At 44.6% G+C, this 14,547-nt stretch carries 11 protein-coding genes; 1 reads left to right on the top strand and 10 read right to left on the bottom strand.

What is annotated here, in order from left to right; genetic code table 11:
- Position 1 precedes the first annotated feature (1 nt).
- The 10 genes from H6F93_RS24365 to H6F93_RS24320 all read right to left on the bottom strand — a co-directional run bounded on the left by H6F93_RS24365 (position 2) and on the right by H6F93_RS24320 (position 12,642).
- Positions 2-1,057, bottom strand: a complete 1,056-nt coding sequence (locus tag H6F93_RS24365) for a glycosyltransferase (RefSeq protein ID WP_190686514.1) — start codon at positions 1,055-1,057, stop codon at positions 2-4.
- A 37-nt stretch (positions 1,058-1,094) separates the two neighbouring features.
- On the bottom strand, positions 1,095-2,057 hold the full coding sequence (locus tag H6F93_RS24360; RefSeq protein ID WP_190686511.1) for a glycosyltransferase family 2 protein: 963 nt from the start codon (positions 2,055-2,057) through the stop codon (positions 1,095-1,097).
- Between the two features lie 238 nt (positions 2,058-2,295).
- Positions 2,296-3,438 carry a glycosyltransferase family 4 protein gene (locus tag H6F93_RS24355; RefSeq protein ID WP_190686507.1) on the bottom strand — a complete coding sequence of 381 codons (1,143 nt, stop codon included), beginning with the start codon at positions 3,436-3,438 and terminating at the stop codon, positions 2,296-2,298.
- Between the two features lie 444 nt (positions 3,439-3,882).
- Positions 3,883-4,032, bottom strand: coding sequence for a hypothetical protein (locus H6F93_RS24350; protein ID WP_190686504.1), 150 nt, complete (start codon positions 4,030-4,032; stop codon positions 3,883-3,885).
- A 107-nt stretch (positions 4,033-4,139) separates the two neighbouring features.
- On the bottom strand, positions 4,140-5,135 hold the full coding sequence (locus H6F93_RS24345; RefSeq protein ID WP_190686501.1) for a glycosyltransferase: 996 nt from the start codon (positions 5,133-5,135) through the stop codon (positions 4,140-4,142).
- 63 nt (positions 5,136-5,198) lie between these two features.
- Positions 5,199-6,233: a glycosyltransferase family 2 protein gene (locus H6F93_RS24340; protein ID WP_190642868.1), complete on the bottom strand. Its 1,035-nt coding sequence runs from the start codon at positions 6,231-6,233 to the stop codon at positions 5,199-5,201.
- 360 nt (positions 6,234-6,593) lie between these two features.
- The gene (locus H6F93_RS24335; protein WP_190686498.1) at positions 6,594-7,544 is read right to left on the bottom strand and encodes a glycosyltransferase; all 951 of its coding nucleotides are present in this window, start codon (positions 7,542-7,544) and stop codon (positions 6,594-6,596) included.
- 175 nt (positions 7,545-7,719) lie between these two features.
- Positions 7,720-8,997 (bottom strand): polysaccharide pyruvyl transferase family protein, encoded by a 1,278-nt coding sequence (locus H6F93_RS24330; protein ID WP_190642870.1) that lies wholly within the window; start codon positions 8,995-8,997, stop codon positions 7,720-7,722.
- 157 nt (positions 8,998-9,154) lie between these two features.
- A complete protein-coding gene (hepA, locus tag H6F93_RS24325; RefSeq protein ID WP_190642871.1) occupies positions 9,155-10,996 on the bottom strand; it encodes a heterocyst formation ABC transporter subunit HepA in 1,842 nt (613 codons plus the stop codon).
- Between the two features lie 413 nt (positions 10,997-11,409).
- Entirely contained in the window at positions 11,410-12,642 is a 1,233-nt protein-coding gene (locus H6F93_RS24320; RefSeq protein WP_199313983.1) for a glycosyltransferase, read from the bottom strand.
- Positions 12,643-13,085: 443 nt separating this feature from the next.
- Between H6F93_RS24320 and H6F93_RS24315 the strand changes: the two genes are divergently transcribed.
- A complete protein-coding gene (locus H6F93_RS24315) occupies positions 13,086-14,543 on the top strand; it encodes an SLBB domain-containing protein (protein ID WP_190642872.1) in 1,458 nt (485 codons plus the stop codon).
- The last annotated feature ends 4 nt before the right edge of the window (positions 14,544-14,547 follow it).

Genomic DNA, 14,547 nt, shown 5'->3' with positions numbered 1-14,547 from the left:
CTCAACTCATTAACAAACGAAGTTTGCTCAACGTCCAGCTAATTGGCTTTGGGCGAAACTGGGGAGCAAATAGCCAGCTAATCGCAGGTTTTGCCAGCGGCAGCGGCATCACACCCACCCAGACAAACCACAGGCTAAAAATCACCCGCTTCTGCCAGTTGTAGTCTGAATATTTCCACAGAGCGCGAACACCCCAATAAGCAAGTTTCAGTGGGCGATCGGAGGGCACCAGATGTTGGTCAGGATCTAGCCGTAACGACGCCATGCGCGACCAGACCCTTCCAAAAAAGCGTAGTCCTAAATCGGCTGGCACTTCATAACCCAACTCACTTGCTCGCTGCTCTAGCAGTTCACATCGCTGTAAGTCGTGGCGCACAAACCGACGGAAGCGATCGCTTGCCACCTCCGTCACCGCCCACTGGTTGCTGTCATGAATCCGGTAAGCTCCCAGAGGTTCCTCAATTGCTCCGACATCGCCATACAGCGGAATCAGAACGGACAAATAGTCATCCGCCGTCAGCTTAAACTCATCAGGAATTGGGAAAACATGTTTCATCGCCTCCCGGCTAAGGGCATTGCCGCTGGTCGGCGTACTGTTATAGGTGCCTACATCAAGCAGGGTGCGCCAAACCTCTCCACTAGACAAGGGCTGTGTCCCTTGAGGGTAAGAAAATCCGCGAGGTTGTCCAGATGAATCGACCACAGACAGCCGATAATGGATTTTCGACATCCCTGGCTCCCAAGCTTCAACGACTCGCTTAGCTACATCGGGGAAAAGATAATCGTCGGAATCCAGGAAGATAATGATATCGCCCTTGCTTCTGGCAAAACCGCTGTTGAAGGCTGCTGCCTGCTTACCGTTGGGCTGCAAAACGGGAATGATGCGATCGCCATACTTTACAATCACATCGCGTGAATTATCGGTGGAGCCATCATCCACCACAATTACTTCTGTATTGGGATAGGTTTGCGCTAAAGCACTGTCGATCGCCTCACCCAAAAACCGCTCGTAGTTGTAGTTATTGATGATGATGCTGACCAACGGTTGAGTTTCCATAGCTGTCTGTTAGATGTTTTGAACGAAAGATTCTCTCCTAAACTGGCTTGCTTAAGCGCGATTTAAGGAGGTAGTAAAACGTCACACAATTGACTTCTAACCTTTCATGAAACCGGAGATTGGCAAAATACTTCTCTATCAACTCCTTACAATCCTTGAGATTACTTCCACTAGCTAAGTAGGCGCTCAACCCTTGCGAAAATAGTTTCTTACTGAGCTTGTTGAATTCCAAGAAGCGAATACGCATCCAGTATGCTGTTGCGATACGAATTTCAGCATAAATTCTCCGCTTATTATCAAATGACTGTGTACTGTAGAGATTGTTCTCGTGAACTCTAAAAATTCCCAAATTTCTAGTTGTCACATATCCTGCCCCCAGTCCTACTGCCAAGAGATTCAAGTATGTGTCGCAGATTGCAAGACCCGAAGATCCTTTACACTCTGGCAGTGGAAAGATTTTTTCTAGAAAGGTTCTGCGGAAGCACAAATTAGATGTAGAAGGTGTGAAATTTGGCAACTTTGCTTTTTTTAGTTCTGACCTAAAATCAACCAGCTTTGGAGGTTCACTAGAATTATCGACAAATATATTTTTGTAGAACTCTGTGCGTTCTATATTGACTAGTGCTTTTGTTTTCACTGGAGCAGATTCAGTGAAGACCCAACCAATCTCAGAGTTTGCCCTAAATAAATCAACGACCTCAGATACTTTTTGAGGTAAAAAGATATCATCCGCGTCAAGTATGCAAACTATCTCTCCTGTACTTGCTGCAAAACCGGCATTTAGAGCAGAAGCTTGTCCTCCATTCGCCTTAAAAACCTTGACGACTTGATTACCATAACCATCAATGATTGAGCGAGAGGTATCTGTAGAACCATCATCTACTACAACGACTTCTACCGAGCTGTAAGTCTGATTTAATGCACTATCGATCGCCTCTGCAATAAAGCGACCGTAGTTATAGTTATTGATGATGATGCTCACTAGCGGCTGAGTCTCCACGTTTATATCCTCTTTACAATTCACGTGATTTCCGAGGGAGCAAGCTATCTCTCCCAACTTATTCTGAAGAAATTGGAAGAAAACCGGAACTTTTCAGAAGTAGGGAGTAATCCGTTGCTACAAAAACAAACTCAGATGAAAGGGCACCCCGCGAAGCGAGGTGCCCTTTCATCTGTAGCCCTAACTTTTGGAATTAGTATAATAATTGAAGTCAGCTAAGACATTGATGCAGGTTCACTCACAAATCCATTAACAGTCCTTTAATAGTTTTACCTGCAACAGACCAATTCAAACGCGTTTGATATTCATGAAAGGCAGATAACGCCAACTGCTGGTACCGAGAGTAGTTGGTGAAAATATCCGTAATATATTGACAGTATTCAGATACTTCTGCCGCTGGATCAAACAACCGTCCGTTTATATCTTCTTTAATAATGGTAGGAACACCACCTACATGAGTAGCGATGCAGGGCACTCCTAAAGCGTTTGCTTCACAAAACACTAAGCCGTAACATTCGGCTCTGGTCGGTAAAATCAAAAAGTGAGACTCCGCTAAAAGACGTAAAATTTCTTCTTTGCCTGCTTGAGTTGATTTACTGATAAAACCAAGAGGACGCACAAAATCAGGCAAAGGTTCATCTAGAACAGGCTGACAACCCACTACAGTCAGTTCCGCTTTAAGACCTGAAGCGTTCAGCATCTTAACAACATTGAAGGCGATATCTCCTCCTTTGCGAAACCAGTCAACGCCCAAAAACAGAAATTTGCACACGTCACTAGGACGTGCTTTAATTACACTTTGAACCTCATCTAGAGCCCAACTATTTTCAAGATTGGCTCCAAAAGGGACAACTTTCACTTTATCTGGGTCAGCTTTGTAGTGATTGACAGCCGTTTGTGCAGCCCAATCTGAAGCATAAATTGCTAAACTAGATTTGTGCAAAGCTAACTGCTCCATACGGTGCCAGTCCCGGACGGTTTCTTGGCAAAGTTGGCTATAGTGTGGGTAAGAGCTGTTTAATCCAGCGAAGGTTGCATCTGCATAAAAAGCAACTGGCTTTGAAGTTTCCAGATAAGCAATCGAATTGCTAGTAACACTAAATATGAGGTCAGATTGGCTTCTTGCCAATTTTTGAGAAACCTGATGAGCGTAATCTTTCAAAATGAGTGGTTCTGGATCTCGCAAATATCGTTCACCAAACAATTCATGATAGTGACGCTTTGATTTACGAATAACCTTGTGAATTAACTTGTCCTTTAATGGACCAATGTAATCGAGGGAAATAGCCTGACCCGTGAGAGACTGGGCAATATAGTACCCTAGACCTGACCACTGATGAACATCTTGTGCATTATAGGTGGTGACATAAGCTACTTTCATGATGTTTCTCCAACATTTTCAAGTGATTAAGAACTAAGAACATTGAGAGCGTTTCGAGCGTTTCAAACAAATCGAACTGATTCAATCTTTAAAGTCTCAACAGTGAATTCTGAATTCACTGTCGAACACATTGCTTTGATCAATAATTTGATGACTCTTTGGTCAATCTACCGCCTTAAAGTCTTATCGTTCTGGCTGCGAGTCTTAGTAGCTCTTGACTGTAGCTATGTTGGTCACTATAGTTTTCATAACGGCAGGCTCAAAAATGAGTTGAGTCGAAATAGGAGAAAGCTTCTGCTTCGGTGCTTTGCTCTAACTCTAGATTTGAGAATGCATTAGGTTTTTGAAAAACTCCTTTTCTGACAAATCTTTTATGTCTATACCAGTTTTTACCTCGATGCACTGAATACTGGATTAGCGAGCCGTCTACAAAGTAAATACTCCCTAGCAAAGAAGCAGCAAAGGGAATATAATGTAATTGTCATACACAATTACATCTTCTGAATTGTCGGTAGAGCCATCACCCACCACAATCATTTCTGTATTAAAACGGTTTTTGGACAGAGCGCTGCGATCGCCTCTGCCAAAAACCATTTGTAGCTATAGTTCTTGATGCTGCTAACTAGCAGCTAAATTTACACGCTTACATCCTCCTTAGTCCAAGTGACTTTAAAGGCAATCAGCTATTTCTCCTCCATCATTCAGGGAGAGTCAGAGGAAAACCGGAATTTTCCGAGCCAATAGAAAAGAAATAATCTAGTTTGTTTAATTAGAAAGACAATTCTTTCAAGGTTGCGGAAGCCGAAAAGCCTTTGAGCCAACGTGTAAGCGGCGGTTCTATCTGTGCTGTTTGCCTGAAACTTGGGAGATAACGTTAAAGTTTTCTCTAGCAGTTTGAAATATTGAGGCGGGTCAAATTCTAAATATCCTCTAGCCAACATGAAGTAAGACTGAGCCATTGCATCTCGGTAGCTTTGGGATAGCTTCCCCTCTGCCAAAAGCATTTTCTCCGCCTTCTCCAAAATTATCTGGTGGCTTTCGAGGTATCGAGTTTTAGAAGATGTAGAAACTGTGACATTGCCATGGCGTCTATAGATGGAATAGCAACCAGACTGGTAGCCCACTTTGGCACCACTCATGACGATGGAGAGGAAGAAGTCCCGATCTTGTCCGGCTTTTAGCGATTCATCCCAGCCGCCAACTTGGGCAATGGGCGATCGCTTAAATAACAAACAGGCAGGCGAAACCCACCAATCTGCTAGCAGCGACTCCAGCAAATCTGGCTGGTTGCCAGTGACTTTTATATCTTCTAGATAAGAGTCTCCGTTGGGCAAATGATATTGATGTCGCCAATCGCCATAAACAACATCAAACGCCGTTTCTTCCAGAAAATGAACCTGCCGCTCTAGCTTCTCAGGCAGCAAGTAATCATCAGCGTCCAGATATTGAATATAGTCCCCTTTGGATAGAGCAAACCCTTGATTGCGGGCATAATTACCGCCTCGGTTAGGACCACTCTCCCAAATCACTCTGTCGCCATAGCGTTTGATTACATCTAGGCTGCCATCGGTTGAGCCATCGTCAATGATAATTATCTCTACGGCCGAATAGGTTTGGTTGAGACAGCTACCAATTGCTTCTGCAATCCATTTCTCAGCGTTGAAGCAGGGAATGATAACCGAAACAAGTTTTGCCATTCTATCCAATCCTATTCGAGCCTGTGAATTTAAGTAGCAGAAAAATATGCGATCGCGTTGAACTTAAAGCTTTAACGCAGAAAAATGCCTATCAAATCCAGTTTTATTGAGTACAAATAACATCATTACCTTGGCAAAGAACTTAATCGTTCTCTGATTAGGAGACCAGGTCATTACCTTGGTAGCTAACATCAACAGTTCCTTACTGCAAGCACTGAAAGTACCAAAGTGATTGCGGTAATAAACCTGTGCATGGATGGAATTGAAGTAATCTAATATAGGCTCTCTCTGGCTGCTCTCTAGTTTAGCGTTTAGGAACGTATCCATTGCATGGAGAAAGTCTTGTGAATCCGCCCTCTTGTTACCAAACCAATTATTACTGCCATGAACACGATATTGAGTTAAGGCATCCTCCGCAAAATACATATCGCCCAGCAAGGAAGCTGCCTTCACTACAAAGTCATCGGCACGAACCTTGATGAGGTGACAAGTTAAAGGAAAGATTTGCTCTGCTAATGAGCGAGTTAATGCTACGCCACTGGTTGGCGCACCTAAAAAAGGAATGTAACGATATTTTTTAGCATAGCTGTACACTTCTGTTGCTGTACTAATTTGGGTCAACGTTTGACCTTGGAATTCCTTAAGACGTTTAACCCTGTGCAAGCTTTTCCACTCACAGCTATGGTTAATTAATTCAGTCCTCAAATGTTCACTTCTATCGTTGATAATCTCAAGCCCGTTACAGATAGCTATATTTGCATTCTCTGAAGTGACCTGCTGAAACAAATTAACGAGCCTACTGATTTTTTCAGGAGAAAATGTGTCGTCAGAGTCTAAGAAGAAAAGGAAATCTCCCTTGCTTTGTTCAACCCCTACATTAAATGCAGAAGCTTGACCACCATTTTCTTTAAGGATGGGGATGATGCGATCGCCATAGCTCTTAATAATCTCCTGCGAGCCATCTGTTGAACCATCATCAACTACAACAACTTCAACGTGAGGGTAAGTTTGATTTAGGGCACTATCGATCGCCTCCCGTAAAAAGCGTCCATAGTTGTAGTTGTTAATAAGTACACTTACAAGCGGAGAGCTTTTCATGATAGGACTCGATGAAGGTATTAGCAAATCACAAAGCTATTTATTTACTAAAATTTACTCAACTAACTCGCACCAATCAGGATATTTCTTCAAATTTCATAGGCTCCTCATTTATTCGAGTTAAGAGAATATTTGAAGGGTCTAACTTGTTACTTGGTGATAGGCGAAAGCATAGCATTCTAGGTTTATTCCAGAGCTATCCGCCAAATGCTACGCTCTTACAGCAGACATTCGTCACTTTTCAAACATCCTCTTGACTCGACTTTATCCATTTGAGATCCAGAGCGTTCCTATAGAGTCAAGCTTAATTCACTCCGAATTAAGCTTGACTCTATTCAAATTTCTTGCCTGAGACAAAAGCTACAGGTTGGAAGCAAATTCCTTTGAGTTCAAAATCTTCTCAATTGCTAATGTTGCTCCTTGCTGAACAGCCTTGTGCAAAGGTCGCTGTTCAGGATGCATTTTCCACAAACAATATAGTTCAGAAACTTTGGCTTTTAGCGATCTATCGGGTGGAGAAGGCAACTTATTACGCATCGCCTCTAGAACAATTCGAGAATAAGTAGTTCCTTTAATCAAGCGAGAAAAATACTCCTGGGTCAGACGATTAGCTGGGATGAGATGTGTAAGTTTGAGAGCAGTAAATAACCCCGTGCCTAAGCCAAGATCGCAAGCGGTATATGCTAGGTCAATATCTTCACAGGAGAGCGGTATTTCATCTGTGCTAGACGCTCCTCTACGTCCAAGCTTTGACCGTACCGGATGATTCTGAACATCGGCAGCATATTGATCTGTTACGGTCTTACGGACACATAACCCGGCCCCGTAAGGGGTAGTTTCTAACTGATGCAACAGATTTGACCATTGATCTCTGTCTACTTCACGAAGAGCCAAATATCCCCAAAAAGGCTTTGTCCACTCTGGAGGAGAGACTTCAAATTCGGGCAGGGTCTGACCACCCCAAGCACCAATTGAAGGATGATTTTGACTAATCTGTAGCGTAACTTCCAGGTAGTCTGGCGCTAAGACGTTGTCATCATCAACAAAAACTAGAGTCTCCCCAGTTGCTTCAGCCATTCCGCGCAGTCTTGCAGGGGTCAAACCCAGTTCTTCTTCCCGAATATGGCGTGATTGGGGATGCCAACTCAAGTCTATTTCTGATGCAAGTAATTTGTCGCTTGCATTATCTACCAATAACAACTCCCAGTTATCCGTTGATAATGTTTGAGAACGCAACGCATTGAGAACTTTTTGAAGGTAGTTCGGGCGGGGATTGTGAGTGCAAATAATAACAGATAGAAACTGACTCATGGTTACTCCTCAAATTTCGGATTGACTAGCTAGATGCACCAGTTTTGTAGCTTGCTCAAGCCGCTTTAAGCGCGTACTTCTAGGCATAGCTGCGGGGGCACCCCTGGTAGTCTCAGTCAATTTGTGAGTAAGTCATACTCTGTTACAAAGACACACTATCTACATGAATAGTTCCTTAGAATTTTGCTATTTCGTAAACACGCTTGTATGCTGCATGCCCTGACTCTATTTGCTTTTGTGCAGCCTCTAACAACTGAGGTTTGATTTGTGCAGCCGTATGCCAGGCAGATTGAATGCTATTCAGCAATTTTTCACCAATGTCCTTATCATCTAAAAGCAATACCTCACAGCCAACACCAAACTGATCTGCCAGACCACGGAATTTATCAACATAGTATTGAGACTTGGCAAGGCAAACAACTGGTACACCTTGAGACAGCGAGAAAACGCCTGCATGGTAACTTCCAGTAATCACGACACGACATCTTCCTACTTGCTCAATCACCTTCAATGGAGTATCAAGCGATTCTCCACCATCCGAGGTGTCGTCATAACCAGCAAGCAATTGTTGAATTGATGCACTATCGGTTTCCATAAACCCTTTATAGAAACCATGAGCAATTGGGATAGGAAGAAGGGAAACTTCTTTTTGTCGAGCAAACGTTTGCAGGGCTGATTTGACTACTTCGAGCAGAGCTGCATTTACACCTGAATATGCAGCAACTCTGAGGTTTATTCCGATACTATCCCCAAGTTCGGGCTTCCGAGATGAGTAAGCTAACTCAATTGCATCGTCACCTGTTACAACAATCCCTTCTTGTGGAACTCCGAGAGATTTGAGTAGTGGCATTCCGACACGTTTTTCTCTCAGGGTCAACAGATTTATGTCCGGGAGAGTAGCTTTAGCCGTAGCGTATAACTCGCGGTTCTGAAGTGGTCCAAATCCTTGCCCCAACATAGCAGTGGGTTTGCCTAGCTTCGTGGCGAGTTTTAGAGTTTCCAGAGCAAAATTTGCATGATTCCCAAACTCATCATTGATGTATCCTCCTCCTGATGCAACCACTAAATCAGCCTTAGAAATTACATCCAGAAAGGTTTCGACATCCTTTACCTTGTCTGGAACCTTGCGTAGTTTGAATTTGACGTATGAACGTGATAACGAAGGGAAGAGGCTCCAGATCAAGTCTTCTAACGCAAGCCACTTCTTAGCAACCCCCTTGGGCAACACTCCATGAACTTGATGAATCAACGGGGAAAACCGCATTTCACGACCAAATGGTGATACGGGTTGTGCGTTGGGAATATACTCATGAAGAATTTCTGGAGCAGTTGTAAATACGTGGATTAGGGCACCGGGGAAGATTTTATGTAGCCGTGCAACCAGAACTTGTAGCATGGCTAAATCACCCATATTCTTCAATTCATAACCGCTCTGCTCTACAAGAATTCTCATGATAAATTAACGTGGTGAAACTACAAGGTAACCGCGCTCAAATCTGGATTAGTTGTATTTGGCTAGCTCTTCTCTAGCTCAATTACCACCAGCAGAATGCTAATTGTCTCTGCTATTTATCGAAATCAACAGATTGGGTAAAGTCAACAGATTCTAACTAACTCGCTTCGTGCTGCATCTGGTGATATTTCCACAGTTTGCCTTGCAAGCTCAGAAGCTCTTGATAAGTTCCCTGCTCAACAATACGACCTTGTTCTAGGACAATGATCTGGTCGGCTCTCATGATGGTTGATAAGCGGTGGGCGATCGCTATCACAGTCCGTCCCACAGATAACTCTTCCAGAGACTTTTGAATGAGTCGTTCAGAAACTGAGTCCAAAGCACTTGTTGCTTCGTCGAGGATCAAGATTTCAGGGTTTCTCAGCAAGGCACGGGCAATCGCAATCCGTTGTCTTTGTCCACCAGAGAGCCGCACACCGCGATCGCCCAACACTGTATCCAATCCTTCCGGCATCTTTTGGATAAACTCCACAGCATTCGCTAGTCGGGCTGCTTCTAGCACCTCTGCTTCACTGATGTTATCTAAACCGTAGGCAATATTACTGTGAACGGTTGAGTTAAAGATAAAAGTGTCTTGACTCACCGTTGCCATCCGATGACGAACCGAATTAATCTCTAGCTCTCGTAGGTCAATTCCATCAAATAGAATTTTGCCTCGCGTGGGGTCATAGAATCGGATAACCAAGTCTGCCAGCGTTGATTTTCCGGCACCCGATGCACCAACCAGAGCAACTGTTTGACCTTTAGGAATGGTTAGCGTGATATCTTTCAACACAGACGATTCAGCATCATAGCCAAAATCAACCCCAACAAACTCAATTGCCTGTTGCAGCCCTCTAAACTGAATGTGTCCAGCCTGTAGGTAAGGCTTGTTTTCAGTGCTTAACAGATTCTCGATACTTTGAATCGGACCTTGGAAGCGGCTGATTGCAGAAAACCGCCCGCTAATTTCTTGAATTGCGGGAGCAGCTCGAATCACAATAAAGATGAAGGTGAGGAGTGAGGCGACTGTCAGGGTTCCATTGTTGACAAAAACGCTGATTCCTAAAACTAGAATTCCGATTAAAACAACACTGGCAATGGCTTCTGCGATCGGCTTCACAACTGCGTAGCGAGTCGTGGCGACCTTCGCCGCCGCCGCTACATTGTCACTCGCCTCGTAAAACCGTCGCCGTTCAAACTCTTGAGTTCCAAAGGCGTGTACCGTCCGAATTCCGTTGATAAACTCCGCTGCGGTGGAAGTTAATCTGCCTCTAGCTCTAGACTCTGGGAAACTAGACTCTCGCACCCAGCCGTTTAGAGATGCTATTCCCGCTGCTGCTAAACCGAAAAGTAGGACTGCCATTACAGTGAGTTCCCAGGAAATGCCCACAGCCAGTATGCTGTAGGCAACCACAACCATCGATCTAACGAATATAGCAGTGAATGTTGAAACAGCTTCTTGAAGCTGAGAAACCTCAGCAGTCATAGTGTTCAACAGTTCACCAGCCTTTGTTTGTCCATAGAAACGCAGGCTGACTGCCTGTAGCTGCTCAAAAACCTGTTTATACAAATTATTGATTAGCTTGATTCTGCCAAAATCCCCATAGATGGCACTAAGATAGCCAAACAGGACACGAAACAGAGTCGAGAGCAAGATTAAGCCTGATATGCGATAAAGACGGCTTAGCGGCGATGCATTAACGCCCAAGATCCAGACATCAATCCACTGAATTCCAGTTTGCAAAGGTTCTGAATTCGGCTCTACCAAGTTTTGCAAGAACGTGAGTAGAAAGCTAATACCAAATCCTTCAAAAACGGCCGTTAGTAAGGAAAAAATAAGAACCAGAAAAATCAGATGCGGAAATTTCTTGATTTCTCGCAAAATCAACTTGTTATCTTTCCAAAAACCGGTTGTTTTGATGATCCGACGCAAAGTTGGAGGAAGTTGGTATTTCATGGAGAAAACTATCTACTTGACTGCACTGAAGATTGGCTGGCGCTGGGGATTGGGAGAGACTAGAAGCCTTGCAGCATTGGTTTATTTGCAGCACTAGTTGATTAGAAGTAACAGGGAAAACCGACCTGAATTCTTATCTGATGAACAGAAGCGTTTGACGTTTGTTCCAGATGGTAATCCTGAATCAAGTTTTCGAGATGTTACAGGCTTTTCCGGATATCTTTACGGAGGAAGAGTGCAACCTGGTGTGTTTCTGCCCTAGAAAACCTTATGTTTTAGCCTTTAGCTGGCTTTAGACAAAGCAACCCCTAAGGAGAGCTGCTCAGCCCTCTGTTAGATCTTTGTGAATTTTGTGAGATTCGTCCGGAGGAGGCGATCGCACTCAAGATAAAAGGTCAAATTAGCCAGAATATTCAGCTTCCTGTAGAAACGGTATCCGTTGCATAGAGCAAACGATGTAGGTTTTTAGCTGCTGGCTGCGCCTTTGCGCTTTGTCCGAGTTGTTCCCGCAACCGTTGATCCTGGCACAACTGACTTAATGTTTTAGAAATTTCAGCCGTAGAGTTGGGATCTACCAACAAACCTGTAACACCGTGAATGACAGCATCTTCTACACCCCCCGCCTTCGAAGCGAGAACAGGTTTACCAAAATAAGCGGCTTCTAGGTAAACAATGCCAAAACCTTCAATACTGTGGGCTTGTTCATCAAAGAAGGTAAGCATCGAAAAGAAATCGCAGGCGGCGTAGTAACCTGCTAGCTGCTGGTCAGTTACATATCCCAAAAAGTGAACGCGATCCTGCACATTTAGTTCTGTGGCGAGGGCTTTTAGCTCTTCCTCCATCCATCCCTGTCCACAAATTAAATAATGAACATCTAGCTGATTTGCTATCAGGTTGGGTAAGTTTTTGATGATGCGATCGAAACCTTTGCGGCGCACTAATCGTCCTACTGACAAAATGACAACTGCTGTTTCAGGAATATTGCAATTCTTCCGCATTTGGCAACGCAAAGCGTGAAGTTGATCTGCGTTTATACAGCCAAACTTCTCAGGTCTAACGGTGGGATGTATCACGTGAATGGATGCATCACAATGAAAATTTGATTTAAGAAAGGCTTGCGTGAAAGAGCTATTACAAACTACTCCTTTAGCCCGCTTGAGTAATAAATTAAAGAGTAGTTTAGACAGTGGTTTTTGAGCAATTTCGAGAACATCATCTCCATGCAAATATACAAAAAATTGAATCGGCAGCAGATAGCTTAGAAACAAAAGCACCGAGAATTCATATCCATGACACCACTCGATGTAGTCATAGCGATAGCGACGAAATAGCTTGACTGCAAACCAACAGGAATAAGTCATTCTCACAACCTGTCGGCAGAAATTAGTCAGACGAACGCTGCCTAAACCACGGGGTGACTGCACCCACTTTGGAACAAGCCAGCGATGAATTGGGAAAGGCTGGAGACGATCGAATGCCTGGTCTCCATCACAAGCCATCGTTGCTACAACAACCCGTTCAGGGTCTTGTAAACAACGGTTATAAGCATATTCCTCGATTCCACCTGCTTGGGGTAAGAAACTACGGCAAACGACAAGGATATTAGGTTTTACCATTGATGGCACGATAACTAAATAAGCAGCCACAGTTAAATATCTTTAATAAAAACCAGGAAGCTATTAACTGAAGCATTCCTTTGGTTTTTAATTTTTTCATTTACTTATGACTAGGGTTGAACTACTAAACGCAAACGCTTTACATCTGCACCTAATTTTATTTTCAAATTAGACAATACCTACGAATAACTTTTAGATGAAGATTCTTTCTAAAAGCACGTTTTTTCTGTGAGTTCACTAATATTTAACATTTGGCTTTTTTCTTTGAGGAATCTATCAAATTCCCTAGCAAAGCGGGGGGAATCAACCGGATACCAGTGTGTATCACTGTAAAGATTAGAAGGTATTCAGATACGTTCGCCTGTCCTAAATCGAGTTGTGAGTCTATCGGAAACACTAAGGCTAGCCCATACGACTATCACAGCAGCATGACTATTGCAACAGCTTCTGCACACTGGACCTACACAAGATTTATGTTGTACACGCGCTCTACAGATTTACTCAGGTGGACAAAGTCTACAGCAGGGCTGATGTTGTTTGCCTTGATGGCGATCGCCCCCATTGCTCCTGCTGCTGCTCAGCTACCATCTCTAAACAACACCAACCGTTCTGCTCTGCCTCCCAACCCCGCTCAAACAGACCAGGGCTACACCTTAGGTCCAGGCGATCGCATCCGCATTGACACCTTTCAGCTTCCCCAATATAGCGGCGAATTTGAAGTTTTAATCGATGGATCGATTAACCTTCCCGTTTCAGGACTCGTTTCAGTTCAAGGGCTAACTGTCAGTCAGGCAGCTGATGTGGTTTCAGCCGCCTATAGCGAATTTCTCAGACGCCCCCTCGTCACGCTTACCCTGCTAGTGCCCCGTCCCTTCCAAATTGGCATTGCTGGTGAAGTCAACCGTCCCGGTTCTTACACCGTTCCGCGTCAAGATACCCAGTTTCCAACGGTCACCCAGGCTTTACAAACGGCTGGAGGACCTACCCTCGCTGCCGACATTGGACGGGTTGAAATTCGCCGCCCTCAACGCTCTGGCACCGAGCAGATTATCAGCGTAGATTTGCGACAGCTATTGGCAACAGGCGATCTGCGTTATGACCTAGCACTGCGTGACGGCGACACCATCTACATCCCTACCGCCGATCAAATCGATCTACAAGAAACCTCTCGCCTCGCCTCTGCTAGCTTTGCCCCAGAAGAAAGTCCTGCCGTCAATATTGCAGTTGTTGGCGAAGTGTTTCGCCCCGGCACCTACACCGTCACGGGTACTGCTAGAACCTCTGAAGCGGGCGTTCCGGGTGGGCTAAACGTCACAGGTCGCCCTCCCACCGTGACCCGCGCCATTCAGGTTGCGGGCGGCATCAAATCGATGGCTGACATCGGACGCATCGAAGTTCGCAGACCCACCAGCACAGGTGAAGAACAGGTGTTTGAAATCGACCTGCGAGCGCTGTTGCTCGAAGGGGATTTGCGGCAAGATGCTGTTTTGCAGGAGGGGGACACTATCGTCGTGCCCGTAGCGACTGTCGTAAGCCCAGAAGATGCAGCGCTTTACGGTAGCGCTAGCTTCTCACCAGACAGCATCAGGGTAACAGTTGTGGGTGAGGTTACTGAGGCAGGAGTGGTCGAGATTCCACCAAATACCCCGATGAATCAAGCTATCCTCTCGGCTGGCGGATTTAATACTCGTGCCCGCAGAGGTACCGTGCGACTCGTGCGACTCAACCCCGATGGCACGGTGAGGGAAGAGCGAATTCCCGTCGATTTTGCTCAGGGAATTAGCGAAGAAAACCCGATTTTGCAAAACAACGATGTTGTTATTGTTGGGCGCTCTAACTTAGCCAGCATTTCGGATACGTTAGGCACGATCTTGACACCTCTGGATCGATTTTTCTCTATCCTTGGTGCTCCTTTCAGGATCTTCGATTGATGCG

This window comes from Leptolyngbya sp. FACHB-671, assembly GCF_014695745.1.
Lineage (GTDB): Bacteria > Cyanobacteriota > Cyanobacteriia > Elainellales > Elainellaceae > JAAUTN01.
This window is presented reverse-complemented; position numbering and strand designations above follow the sequence as displayed.

Excerpts from the sequence above, each read along its gene's own strand:
- H6F93_RS24355 (WP_190686507.1), bottom strand. The coding sequence starts at position 3,438 with ATGAAAGTAGCTTATGTCACCACCTATAATGCACAAGATGTTCATCAG.
- H6F93_RS24315 (WP_190642872.1), top strand. The coding sequence starts at position 13,086 with ATGTTGTACACGCGCTCTACAGATTTACTCAGGTGGACAAAGTCTACA.
- H6F93_RS24350 (WP_190686504.1), bottom strand. The coding sequence starts at position 4,032 with ATGGTTTTTGGCAGAGGCGATCGCAGCGCTCTGTCCAAAAACCGTTTT.
- H6F93_RS24335 (WP_190686498.1), bottom strand. The coding sequence starts at position 7,544 with ATGAGTCAGTTTCTATCTGTTATTATTTGCACTCACAATCCCCGCCCG.
- H6F93_RS24340 (WP_190642868.1), bottom strand. The coding sequence starts at position 6,233 with ATGAAAAGCTCTCCGCTTGTAAGTGTACTTATTAACAACTACAACTAT.
- hepA (WP_190642871.1), bottom strand. The coding sequence starts at position 10,996 with ATGAAATACCAACTTCCTCCAACTTTGCGTCGGATCATCAAAACAACC.
- H6F93_RS24330 (WP_190642870.1), bottom strand. The coding sequence starts at position 8,997 with ATGAGAATTCTTGTAGAGCAGAGCGGTTATGAATTGAAGAATATGGGT.
- H6F93_RS24365 (WP_190686514.1), bottom strand. The coding sequence starts at position 1,057 with ATGGAAACTCAACCGTTGGTCAGCATCATCATCAATAACTACAACTAC.
- H6F93_RS24345 (WP_190686501.1), bottom strand. The coding sequence starts at position 5,135 with ATGGCAAAACTTGTTTCGGTTATCATTCCCTGCTTCAACGCTGAGAAA.